Genomic DNA, 12,663 nt, shown 5'->3' with positions numbered 1-12,663 from the left:
TCAGGATTAGTTTTCCTTCGGCCCTTGACAGGGGGTTAACAAGCCCATAGGCTCTGGTTTGTCTCTCCAACACGCCATCTGGGGTGAGGAGAAATTTTCTAGGAAACCGGGTTAACAATCAGTTTTGCATTTTTGAGGGATGTTATGACCACACAGCTAGACCGCGTGGTTCTTATTGGTGTTGCCGGGGATTCCGGTTGCGGTAAGTCTACTTTCTTACGTCGTTTAACGGATTTATTCGGCGAAGAGTTCATGACGGTAATTTGTTTGGACGATTACCATAGTTTGGATCGCCAGGGTAGAAAAGCCGCTGGGGTCACCGCCCTGGATCCCAGAGCCAACAATTTTGACCTCATGTATGAGCAGATTAAAACGCTCAAAAGTGGTCAATCCATTATGAAACCCATTTACAACCACGAAACGGGGCTGCTGGATCCGCCGGAAAAAGTTGAACCCAACAAAGTGGTGGTTATTGAGGGTTTGCATCCCCTCTACGATGAACGGGTGCGGGAACTGGTGGATTTCGGGGTCTACCTGGACATCAGCGAAGAAGTGAAAATTAACTGGAAAATTCAACGGGACATGGCCGAACGGGGCCACACCTATGAAGATATTTTGGCTTCCATCAACGCCCGTAAGCCTGACTTCACTGCCTATATCGAGCCCCAAAAGCAATATGCGGACGTGGTGATCCAGGTGTTGCCCACCCGCTTGATTGAGGACAAGGAAAGTAAACTCCTGCGGGTTCGTCTTGTGCAAAAAGAAGGGGTTAAATTCTTCGAGCCAGCCTACCTGTTTGACGAAGGTTCCACCATTGATTGGCGTCCCTGTGGTCGGAAGCTGACCTGTACCTATCCTGGCATCAAGATGTACTACGGCCCCGATAATTTTATGGGCAACGAAGTATCTTTGCTGGAAGTGGACGGCAGGTTTGAAAACCTAGAGGAAATGGTTTATGTGGAAAACCACCTCAGCAAGACTGGTACTAAGTACTACGGTGAAATGACCGAGTTGTTGCTCAAGCATAAGGATTACCCAGGCACTGACAATGGTACTGGCCTGTTCCAGGTGTTAGTGGGTCTGAAAATGCGGGAAGTTTACGAACAGTTAACGGCGGAAGCTAAGGTCCCGGCCTCTGTGTAACTGCGGTACCAATAATTACCTGACCTGCTGGTCTGCATAACCTAATTTACTATTTCGTGGTGGCCATGGCTGTGGTTCCGCCACGATTTTTGTTGGGGTTTGATTTAAGGGAGAAATCTTCTAATATCTAAGGCGGAGTCGTTGTTTGATATCTTCACAACATCCGGGTTGAGCTTATTTCTGGGGAGGATAATGATGCCATTTTTACTGGTGGTGGTGGTGGTTTTATTTGCCGGAGTGCAACTTTTCCAATGGCTATGGGGGGTAATTTTGCCCCTGCCTATTTACGTTATGGCCGGTGCTTTTTTGGCGATCGCCAGCAATTATGACAAGGGCATGGCGGCTTTGATTAACCGGGGTCAGGAGTTATTACCCCATCACCAAACCCCAGGGGCAACCATGACGGCGGAGTTGGAATCCCCTAGGGTTAGCATTGATGGAGTTATTAATCCGTCAGAGTTGACGGAACAGAAGTCCCTAAACGATGACTAAATCCCCCCTTAAACTGGTAAAACTGAGGCGTTCGTCGGTTTCATCCACCACAATGGTCTCACCAGGTTTGTAATCCCCCCGTAAAATTCCCTTGGCGATCGCCGTTTCTAGGTATTTTTGGACGGCTCGTTTTAAAGGTCGGGCCCCATAAACGGGGTCATAGCCCACGGCAGCCAGAAAATCTAGGGCTTTATCCGTTAACTTCAAAGTTAATTTTTGTTCCTCCAAACGGGTAGCCAAAGACTGAATTTGAATTTGGACAATGGATCGTAACTCGGATTTTTGTAAGCCATGGAAAATAATCGTTTCATCCACCCGATTGAGAAATTCTGGGCGGAAGTTTTCCCGCATTACATCCATAACTCGGCTCCGCATTTCTTCATAACGACTATCATCCCCCGCCACATCCAAAATGTATTGGGAGCCCAGGTTACTGGTCATAATGATAATCGTATTTTTGAAGTCCACCACATGGCCTTGGGCATCGGTTAAACGGCCATCATCCAGGATTTGGAGCATGACGTTAAACACATCCCCATGGGCTTTTTCAATCTCGTCAAAAAGAATGACCGAATAGGGCCGGCGGCGAATTGCTTCCGTCAATTGTCCCCCTTCTTCATAGCCCACATAGCCCGGAGGGGCCCCCATTAAACGGGAAACAGCGTGTTTTTCCATATATTCAGACATATCAATCCGCACCAGGGCTTCTTCCGTGTCGAATAAATTTTTCGCCAAAGCCTTCGCTAACTCAGTTTTCCCGACCCCTGTGGGGCCCAGAAAAATAAAGCTAGCGGTGGGACGATTAGGATCGGAAAGACCAGCTCGGGAGCGTTGAATGGCTTCGGCTACGGCGGTTACCGCTTCATCCTGACCAATCACTCGGCTGTGTAGTTCATCTTCCAAGTGGAGCAGTTTTTCTTTTTCCGATTCCACCAATTTACTGATGGGAATGCCGGTCCATTTCGAGATAATTTCAGCAATGTCAGACTCTAAAACTTCTTCCCGTAAGAGGGATTTGCCAGAGGTTTGTTGCTCCGCCAATTGGGTTTCCAAAGCTTCCACTTGCCGCTGTAAATCAGTTAATTTGCCATACTGTAACTCCGCTGCTTTATTGTAGTCGTAATCCCGTTGGGCCTGTTGAATTTCTAGGTTCACCTGGTCGATGGTTTCCTTAACAGTACGAATTTGATCAATAACCGTTTTTTCCGACTGCCATTGGCCATTAAGTTTAGACTGTTCTTCTTTAAAATCAGCCAACTCTTTCTCCAATTTTTCTAGCCGCTCCTTGGAAGCAGAATCATTTTCCCGTTGTAAAGATAAACGCTCCATTTCTAGTTGGAGAATTTTCCGGTCAACTTCATCTAATTCCTCTGGTTTGGAGGTGATTTCCATTTTTAATTTGGCCGCTGCTTCGTCTACTAAATCAATAGCTTTATCCGGCAGAAAACGATCACTGATGTAACGATTGGACAACATGGCCGCCGCTACCAGGGCACTATCGGCAATTTTTACGCCGTGGTGTACTTCATAGCGTTCTTTTAATCCCCGGAGAATGGAAATGGTATCTAATACATTGGGTTCATCCACTAAAACTTCCTGGAAACGTCGTTCCAAAGCCGCATCTTTTTCGATATATTTGCGATATTCATCTAAAGTGGTGGCCCCGATACAACGCAAAGCACCCCGGGCTAACATGGGTTTCAATAAGTTGCCCGCATCCATGGCTCCTTGGGTGGCCCCAGCGCCGACAACGGTATGAATTTCGTCAATAAAGAGAATAATTTGCCCCTGGCTGTCGGTAACTTCTTTAAGTACCGCTTTAAGTCTTTCTTCAAATTCCCCCCGGTATTTTGCCCCGGCAATTAACGCCCCCATATCGAGGGAAATTAGTTTGCGATCCCGCAATGATTCCGGTACGTCATGGTTAATAATTCTTTGGGCTAAACCTTCGGCGATCGCCGTTTTACCAACCCCCGGTTCCCCAATTAACACAGGGTTATTTTTTGTGCGGCGGGAAAGGATCTGAATGGTGCGCCGCACTTCTTCATCCCGGCCAATGACAGGATCTAGTTTACCTTCCCGGGCTAATTCCGTTAAATCTCGCCCATATTTTTCAAGGGATTCGTATTTGCCCTCTGGATTTTGATCGGTCACTTTTTGGGTTCCTCTAATTTGCTTGATAATTTCTGCCAACTTATTTTCTGTTAGGCCAATTTCTCGATATAAGTTTTTGCCCAGGCGGTCATCTTGGCCGTAAGCCGCCATCAAGTGCTCGATGGAAATATAGTCGTCTCCATATTTAGACTTGGCTATTTCCGCATTGTCCAACAATTTATCGAGACTGCGGCCTAAATAAATCGATTCACTCGGATTACTTAATTTTGGCTGTTGGGCAATAAAGCTATTAACTTGATCGTTAACTCGGGGAATGCTCGCCCCAGCCTTATTAAAGATGCTGGTGGCCAGACCATTTTGTTCTAGTAGGGCACTGAGTAGGTGTTCCGTCTCAATTTGCTGTTGTCGATGCTGTTTAGCAATCTCCGGTGTTTTGGCGATCGCCTCCCAAGCTTTCTCCGTAAATTTATTAGGATCTGTGGGTTGCATAAAATTTTCTATATTGGCTATTGGGTGTGTAAGGACTACCAAATCAATTTTAGGGGGTGGAATCCGGAGCTAGGAAGGAGGGTTTTCCCAATGCAGTGGTGGGGTTTACCCTTGCTCAACCAGGGGATGGAAGTCTTTCTAGAGGATGCCGGAGGCTGACTTTGAGCTAGACAATGGCGCAAAAACAGTCAGGGAAGGAAAATTTGTGCCATTCAACTAGGCCCCAAAGCCCCTTTCTTGTAAGCTAAGGGCTAATCTTGACCCCTACGCAGAATCAGACGCCATGACTTGGAATGAGGGCTACGTCCTAGAAGTTAACTATACCTATGGTTTTTATGGGGAATTAAGTCCCCTTAAACTAGCCCTAGCCAACACTCTGAAGTCATTAAAATCCCCCAATCTAGAGAAAAATTTTAATTACTGCGAACTGGCTTGCGGCCGAGGATATTCCACCAATTTATTGGCAAGTTGCTACCCCCAGGCTCAGTTTTACGCCAACGATTTTAATCCTAGTCACATAGTTGAAGCCCGGACCCTAGCCGAAACAGCGGGCACCAAAAATGTCCATTTTTTTGACGATAGTTTTGAAGAATTTATCAATCAAGATTTACCGCAGTTTGATTTCATTGTTCTCCATGGTATTTACAGTTGGATTACCCCCAGAAATCGTCAAGCGATCGTGAACTTTATTCGGCAGAAAATCAAAGTGGGAGGTATGGTTTATATCTCCTATAACACTCTACCGGGTTGGGCAGCGGCAAGACCGATGCAAGCTTTGATGCTCCGCTATGGACGTAACTCCTCCGAGCCAATTCTAAGCCGTATTGAAAAGGCATTGGATTTCACGGAACAAATGCTGGAGTCCAAAGCAAATTATTTCACTCAAAATCCAATTTTAAAACCCCGTTTAGAAAAGCTGAAAGAACAAAATCGTTACTATCTAGCTCATGAATATTTTAACGAAGAGTGGAATGCTTTTTATTTTGATGAAGTGGCCAAAGAATTAGAAGAAGCCAAGCTCAATTTTATGGGATCAGCCCATTTAATCGACTATGTGGATGCTGTTAACTTGTCCAGTGCCGCCCAAACCCAGCTATCTCAAGTAACAGATCCAACTTTTCGGGAAGTAGTGCGAGATTTCTTTTTAAATACCCAGTTCCGGCGAGATATTTTTGTCCGGGGAAAACTTGCCCTCTTGCCCCAGGAGCATTTACAAGCGTTGGGGAATCTACGGTTTGCCTTAGTGGTACCGATCAAATCAATCAAGCTTAAACAACAGTTTCCCTTGGGAGAAGTGGAACTCCAGGAAAAAGTTTATCGTCCCATTTGTGAGGCCTTGGAAAATGGGCCTTTAACCCTAGGGGAATTACAAAAAGACAGCAAAACCAAAGGCATCACTTTGAACAGTCTTTACCAAGCCCTAATCATCATGACTGGCATTGGTTATACCCATCCGGCGGTAAATGAAACGGTGCGGAAACAAAGACAAAAATCCACCGATGCTTTTAACAGTGCCGTCAAAACAAAATCTCTCTATAGCGATGAAATGGCATTTTTAGCCTCTCCCCTAGTTGGCACAGGTATTGCTGTCAATCGTCTGGAACAGCTACTGCTATTAGCGAAAGAGCGCAAACAAGACGGCCCTCAATTTGTCTGGCAAGTACTTTCCAGTCAAGGCAAGAAAATTATTAAGGAAGGAAAAACCTTAGAAACAGAAGCTGAAAATTTAGAACATCTCAAAAACGTAGCAGAGAATTTTAATGGCGATCGCCTGCCGCTATTGACTAAGTTAGGAATTAGCTAGTTGTGTTTATTTTATCAACTGAACATGGTCCCCAAGCACTAGCCAACTTCCCATAACTATGTCTTTTAATTGACTTCTCCGTCATCATTGGGCTGGAGAATTTTCGTCTTTATTTTGCTCTGGTAATGAAAAAATTTGTTGTTATTGACCATTCCCTGTGCAACTTGCAAGGACATCACTATGAGTGTAGTGTTGCTGTGGCAGAAGCAGCCCAGAGACAAGGCTATCAACCGATTATCATTGCCAATCAAATTCTGAAGGAGTCTTTAGCGGCTGGAGATATAAAAATTATTCCAGCTTTTCAAGTAGATTGGTTCAACCAGCCAACCAATGGCGAAAATATAGAATCTATTGCCCCCGATTTATTAAATCTAACCCAACCTTGGCAAGAAAGGTGGCGTCATCAACTTTATCTGTGGCAACAAAATCATCCAGAACTAAGAATACTTTTGGAAAAAGTAAAAGGTAGCACCCAACGGTTGAAAGGGTGGTTTAAAGCCGATCTTAGATCTTTGCGGTCCATACCCTTAGCTAACACAACTTGGGGCTTATTAAAAATTCTTTGGGGTGTTACCCGTCTAGTGGGAAAAATTTCCATAAAAATTATTAATAAAACTGTTGATAAATTTAATCAATCCGAAGGAAATTCTGTTGTAGAAACCAAAAGTTTTACCCAAACCCTAGAGGAAATTTTGCCGGCGCTAGAGCTGACTGCGGCGGATCACATTCTTATTCATACCTTCGGCATTGAGCAATTAGAAGAACTATTTTATTTTTTAAATAATCAAAACCAGGATGATTTGCCTACCTATCATCTATTATTTAGGCGTGATACTGAAGACCCATTAGTAGTCAATGCTACGGGCATAGGATTAAAAAAATGTTTGGAAAAGTTTTGCCAAACTGAACTCTGGCCTGGCAAAATTCGCTTTTACACAGATACTAAAGATTTGGTGAGAAAACATAATCAACTGAGTCCCGCAATTTTCACCCAGGTACCGATTCCTTTTCGCCAAGAAAAACTAAAATTAGAAAATTTTCATAAGGGTGATAGTAATAAAAATTTTGTTCATATAATTTATTTAGGTGATGCCAGATCGGAGAAAGGTTATCAGCATTTACCGGTTTTAGTAGCAGATTTATGGACTGATTATCTCAAGCCTGGTTTGGCAAAATTTACCATTCAATCTAACTATAATGTTGTCGGAGGAGAAGAAGTAATTCTAGAAGCTAAGCTTAAACTTTGTCAGTATCCTTGTAGTGCAGTGGAGTTAATTGATCATGCTCTGGAACCCGATGCCTACTATCACTTATTAGCTTCAGCGGATGTGGTGGTATTGCCCTATAACCCAATAAATTATCAACGTACTTCAGGGGTATTAACCGAAGCTCTGGCGGCGGGTAAACCAGTGGTGGTACCCCAGGGTAGTTGGTTGGCGGAGCAGGTTGATGAAACTAGAGCTGGCATTTATCAAAATCCCCAAGATTTACCCAGGTCAGTTCGGTATGTGTTAGAAAATCTAGCTAGTCTGACGGAAAAAGCTGAGCATTTTAGTTACCATTGGCAATTTATTCAATCCCCGGATTACTTTTTAGAATGTCTGCTTAAGCCACTGGCAATATCCCTTGTAAAAACGGTGGAAATTCAGCCCGAAGTTTCAGCTAGGGCTTCAATATTGGTGATAATGGCTCTAGATAAATTAAGCGATAGGGATAACCTTAATAAAATCAGATATTTTTGTCGTTGTGGCTATGGAGTTTATGGCATTTTTTATCGCCGCTTAGGCCAGGCTAACTTACCGGAATGGGACTATCTTAGCGATGATCTACACCAGCTTGGCTTAAAACAATATTGGATTTTACAAGATTATTATGTAGATGATGATTTTTACATTGATTTTGCTAAAAATTCTACCAGTTTATCTCCGGAACAACAGAAAAAATATCTACGGGATTATTACGAGCATAGATCAACGCTAATTACGGATTGGGTACAGTCGGCAGGTTTGCTTATTTCGCAAGAATTACAAAATAAATTGGGTAGTAACATCGATTTAATTTACGCAGATTCGTTCTTCTGCCAACATTACTTAAGAAAATTAGGCTTAGATTTAACTAGAACCATACTGGAGGTGGATAGATTTCATACCTATGATGATGCCCTCCGCCAAAGAAAAGAAATTGTTTATCAAGATTTTCAGTGGGAACTTGATCAGCTGAAATTATTTGGAGTTTTACTCACCACTACTGAACCTTTGGCTTTTAAGTTGCAGGAATTACAACCTCAAACACGAATTTATTCACTGAAAACTAATGGTCAAGGTCTTGATTATGAACATTTAAACCAAGCCTTTACCGATATTCTTGGAGAGAAACTTTTATCTGCAACTAACAACAAAAATGTTGTCAAGAAGGTTGTCATGCTTTATCCCTGGGGGGATATGGAAGAGCGGCGTAGTGGAGCCAGTCAGCGGTCTGGAAAAGTGGCAGATTTTCTTGCCAGTCAAGGCCTAGATGTGACGGTGTTTACCATTGGCGATCGCCAGAGTAATTGGCAGGGACAAATTCATTATCGTTATTTCAGATCAACCTTTGCCCAGGGTGAGCTAATACAGAAGATTTATCAAGAAGCGTTTTTAAGTTGGCAGAAAATGCTGGACATTTCCCTAGCTGACAACATTAATTTTTTCCCATTGTCCCACCAGGAGTTAGGGGAAAATTGGCTGCCTTGGATTTACTATGGCAGTCGTTTTGACCAGAAATTTCAAGAAACGTTAGAGCGAGTGATTGATGGGGCAGATGCGGTGTTGCTGGAATATCCCTTTTGGGCGGCGATCGCCGGGCCCATTTGTCGCCGTCGGGGAGTCAAATTAATTCTCACAGCCCATGACGTGTTGGCTAAACAATTGCCACCGCACACATGGTTAGCCCAGATTGCCCTGGCAGAAGAATTGCAAGCCTTGCGGGAAGCCGATGAAGTAGTGACCCTTTCCCCCGATGACCAAGCATTTTTTCAAAGTCATAACATTACCAGCCATTGTGTTCCCATTGGTTTAGACACCCAAGCCACCGTAGATTTACTTGCTCCAGAAACAGCCCTGGCGGAGTTACAATCCTTTGACTCCACCATTGATTGGCGAAAACCTTTCTGTTTATTTGTGGGTAGTCAACATCCTCCCAATGTCAAAGCAGTGGAGCAAATTCAAGCCCTGGCCCAAGTTGGTAGTGGCCATTGGCAGGCGATCGCCGTGGGCAGTTGTTGTCCACCAACTCAGAAACGAAACTTTTTGGCCCTGGGGAAAGTCTCCGATTCCGTCCTCCAAGCCCTTTATCAACGCTCGGCCCTGGTGCTAATTCCCCTCGAAGCGGGCACTGGTATGTCTGTCAAAACCCTGGAGGCAATGGCCTGTGGTAAGGTAATCCTCGGCACGGCGATCGCCTTTCGGGGCTATCCGGTGGAGTCGGGGGTAGATTGTTTAATCAACAATAATTTAGCCACTTATGTTGGGGTAATTGAAGATATTATCCAGCACCCCCACCAATATGAGCAGTTGGGTAATTCTGCCCGCAACTTTGCCCAAAACTACGACTATCGTCAGCTTTATCAAACCTACCTAGATTTGCTTTCATGAAGGTATTAATCACAGATTTTGACCTATTTGCCAAAGTAGGTGGCGGGCAAACTTTTTACCGCAGTTTAATTCGGAAAAACCCCGATATTGACTTTTATTACCTGATTGACAAAGAAGCTCGTGTAACTGAACGCCCTGATAATGCCCACGGAGTCCCCTTTCAGGAAAAATATTTCCTCGCCGATTTAAACAATTTTTTTGACGTTAATCCCCCTAAATGGGTTTATCGTTCCTTCATCAGGGCCAGTAATATTGCCACGTCAGTGGCCGGCATGGAATTTGATTTGATCGATTCCCCTGACTATGAACAATGGGCGATTTTTTTGCGTCCAGCCCTGGATTACCATCGGGTGAAATTTGCTAAGATTGCCCTTTCTCTCCACGGCAAAATTTCCACCACTTTAAAGTTAGATTGGTTCAATCAAGGGAAGGAAAATATACCCCTAGAACTAGAAGAATGGAAGCAATACGCCACCGTAGATCTGCGTTACGGTATTAGCAAAAGCTACATTGACGAATGGCAATCCCTAAGTCGATTTTCTGCCCATTATTACCATCCTCTACACTTTTTTGAATTACCCCAGCCCCTAGAAGCAATTGCCAGTGGCGATCGCCCTGATTTAAACTTTGTTGGTCGCACAGAGAAACGGAAAGGCCCAGATATTTTTATTGATATCGCTTGGTGGTTAAACAGAAATCTTTATCATGAAGCTAATATCATTGGCCCCCATAGTTTTAACGATACCGGCACCATTTCTTCGGAAACCTATCTCCGGAGTATGCTTGGCGATCGCCAGAGTCCGGTTAAATTTTTACCCCCCAAACCGCAACAGGAATTGATGGGCTTATTCGCCCGCAAAACAGTCACCTTCGTACCCTCACGCTACGATACACTTAACTTAGTAGCTTTGGAATCCTTGTTTTCCGGTTGTCCCACTGTAGTTGGCGGTGGAGCTGGGGTATGTCGTTTACTCAAAGAAGACTTTCCCGATGTTCCTTTCGTAGAAATTGATCTGGATAATATCTACAGTTGCTTACCAGCCATTGAAAATATTCTAAGCGACTACAATAATTACCGTCGCCGATTGGTGGATAGCGTTAAAAACTCAACAGCCATTGCTGATAGTCCCATTTTGGCTGATATCTATCAACAAACTGGCCAGTACGAGGAGGAAATCAGAGATGAGTTACAAAGTTGGTATGGTCAATTAATGGGCTATTGGGTAAGTACCCAGGAAAATGTTTCTTTCTTACAACCGCTGAAAGCCCAATTAAAACCAACTCTCAAGCAAATTAAAAATAATTTAAAAAGCACCGCTGGACAATTAAAAGGTAAAATTTTACAGCCCTTAGCAGATGACCGCAATGCCCAGTTAGTTAAGGCTCCTAATTTACTTAAAAAATATAAAGAAGCCTTCAATGCCACGGAACAAACCGCTAAAGATTTGGCGGAAAAAATCCAAATGGGATGGCGTTTAGGCTCCGGCTACGAGTCAGAATTCCAAGGAGTGCGGGGTAAATTAGCTACCAATTACCGCATCGACCGGGTGCGACTCTGGCGGGAGCTAGCACGTATTGAAGAATTACGGGGCAATACTTTGGTTTCTGCCACCTATAAGGTCCGGGCCCTGCGAGCATTGGGTTCAGATCAATTTGGCGATTTACCCTTTGTGTTGCGGACCCTGACGGAATATGGCTTTCCCAAGGAAATGGCGGCGGTGTCTGCCCTTTATGGTCAACCTTCAGAACGGGAGGAGCGTTGCCTTAGCTTAATCGAACAGGCTCGTTTGGATAATTTGGCCAATCCGGCGGGGGATGAGTATGAGATTTGGGACGATCGCCGGGGGGATGGGCCATACCGAGCTTCCATTATTGTTTCCCTCTACAATGCAGCGGCAAAATTACCCCTATTCTTAAAGACCCTACAACACCAAACCCTAATTAAACGGGGAGAAGCGGAAGTGGTATTGGTGGATAGCGGTTCGCCGGGAAATGAGTATGAAGTTTTCAAAGATTTAGCTCCCACCCTGGGTTATCCTCTCCTATATGCCCGATCGCCGCAACGGGAAACCATCCAAAGTGCCTGGAACCGGGGGATTAAGTTGGCAAAATCCCCATATTTAGCCTTTTTGGGGGTAGATGAAACCATTTTGCCCGACTGTTTAGAAATTTTGGCGGGGGAATTGGATCAGGATCCAGAATTGGATTGGGCCATTGGCCATAGTTTGGTCACCAATGTGGATATGCAGGGGGGTTGGGTCAGCGACATTATGCCCTACGACCGCACTGGCTATGAACAGGATTTAGTTTATCTAGAAACCTGCTACTTATCCTGGGTAGGGGCGCTATATCGCAAATCAATTCACGAACGTTTTGGTTACTATGACCAAAGCTTCCGGGGGGCAGGGGATACGGAATTTAAAAACCGGGTCATGCCCTTCATTAAAAGTAAAGTGGTGGATAAAATGCTGGGTCTGTTCTGGAATTATCCCGATGAGCGCACCACCCAAAGTCCTGCCACGGAAATTGAGGATATGCGGGCTTGGTATTTACATCGCACCCTGGCCGGTGTTAAATATGCTTTCCAACGGCGATCGCCACGAGAAGTGGAAAATTTACTCTACCATTGCCTGGGCTATCGCAAATCTTACTGTAAGCATACTAGTACAGATTTTGACCATGCCCACAATTTGGTCACTTATCTAGAAAAAGTTGACCCCAATGCTGAAGCTTTGAAATACGCTCCGGGCATTGAAGCATTGCTAGGAACCTATCGCTCTCTGGATTGGTTACCCAAATTATCTAAATTTTCTCCCCTTAACTCCATGCTAACGGCTCGCAAACTAACTAAACAATGGGAGCAGGAACACCAACAGTCTTGGCCTGAAGATAGACTTTTTTCTCCCCATTACTCAATTTTTAACGATAATCGCCACGAACAACATTCTTTCCTTTGGTTTACGGATATTACCGCTTCTAAAAAATAAT

The 12,663-nt window shown here is 44.3% G+C and carries 6 protein-coding genes; 5 read left to right on the top strand and 1 reads right to left on the bottom strand.

Annotated features, from left to right (window positions below; all coding sequences use genetic code 11):
• The first annotated feature begins 144 nt into the window (after window positions 1–144).
• Both SYNPCCP_RS09795 and SYNPCCP_RS09790 read left to right on the top strand, forming a co-directional pair.
• The gene (locus SYNPCCP_RS09795) at window positions 145–1,143 is read left to right on the top strand and encodes a phosphoribulokinase (RefSeq protein WP_010873078.1); all 999 of its coding nucleotides are present in this window, start codon (window positions 145–147) and stop codon (window positions 1,141–1,143) included.
• 192 nt (window positions 1,144–1,335) lie between these two features.
• Window positions 1,336–1,635, top strand: coding sequence for a hypothetical protein (locus tag SYNPCCP_RS09790; RefSeq protein ID WP_010873077.1), 300 nt, complete (start codon window positions 1,336–1,338; stop codon window positions 1,633–1,635).
• Here SYNPCCP_RS09790 and clpB read toward each other — a convergent pair.
• The gene (gene clpB / locus SYNPCCP_RS09785) at window positions 1,621–4,239 is read right to left on the bottom strand and encodes an ATP-dependent chaperone ClpB (RefSeq protein WP_010873076.1); all 2,619 of its coding nucleotides are present in this window, start codon (window positions 4,237–4,239) and stop codon (window positions 1,621–1,623) included. The genes SYNPCCP_RS09790 and clpB overlap by 15 nt on opposite strands.
• A 283-nt stretch (window positions 4,240–4,522) precedes the next feature.
• Here clpB and SYNPCCP_RS09780 point away from each other — a divergent pair, with 283 nt between their 5' ends.
• The 3 genes from SYNPCCP_RS09780 (at window position 4,523) to SYNPCCP_RS09770 (ending at window position 12,662) form a co-directional block, all read left to right on the top strand.
• Window positions 4,523–6,043 (top strand): class I SAM-dependent methyltransferase, encoded by a 1,521-nt coding sequence (locus tag SYNPCCP_RS09780; RefSeq protein WP_010873075.1) that lies wholly within the window; start codon window positions 4,523–4,525, stop codon window positions 6,041–6,043.
• A gap of 125 nt (window positions 6,044–6,168) precedes the next feature.
• Window positions 6,169–9,675 (top strand): glycosyltransferase, encoded by a 3,507-nt coding sequence (locus tag SYNPCCP_RS09775; RefSeq protein ID WP_010873074.1) that lies wholly within the window; start codon window positions 6,169–6,171, stop codon window positions 9,673–9,675.
• Window positions 9,672–12,662: a glycosyltransferase gene (locus SYNPCCP_RS09770; RefSeq protein ID WP_010873073.1), complete on the top strand. Its 2,991-nt coding sequence runs from the start codon at window positions 9,672–9,674 to the stop codon at window positions 12,660–12,662. Before SYNPCCP_RS09775 ends, SYNPCCP_RS09770 begins: the two co-directional genes overlap by 4 nt.
• Window position 12,663 lies beyond the last annotated feature (1 nt).

It is taken from the genome of Synechocystis sp. PCC 6803 substr. PCC-P (assembly GCF_000284455.1).
GTDB lineage: Bacteria > Cyanobacteriota > Cyanobacteriia > Cyanobacteriales > Microcystaceae > Synechocystis.
This window is presented reverse-complemented; position numbering and strand designations above follow the sequence as displayed.

Bases quoted from the DNA above. Each gene is read 5' to 3' on its own strand.
- SYNPCCP_RS09795 (WP_010873078.1), top strand. From the start codon at position 145: ATGACCACACAGCTAGACCGCGTGGTTCTTATTGGTGTTGCCGGGGAT.
- SYNPCCP_RS09790 (WP_010873077.1), top strand. From the start codon at position 1,336: ATGATGCCATTTTTACTGGTGGTGGTGGTGGTTTTATTTGCCGGAGTG.
- clpB (WP_010873076.1), bottom strand. From the start codon at position 4,239: ATGCAACCCACAGATCCTAATAAATTTACGGAGAAAGCTTGGGAGGCG.
- SYNPCCP_RS09780 (WP_010873075.1), top strand. From the start codon at position 4,523: ATGACTTGGAATGAGGGCTACGTCCTAGAAGTTAACTATACCTATGGT.
- SYNPCCP_RS09775 (WP_010873074.1), top strand. From the start codon at position 6,169: ATGAAAAAATTTGTTGTTATTGACCATTCCCTGTGCAACTTGCAAGGA.
- SYNPCCP_RS09770 (WP_010873073.1), top strand. From the start codon at position 9,672: ATGAAGGTATTAATCACAGATTTTGACCTATTTGCCAAAGTAGGTGGC.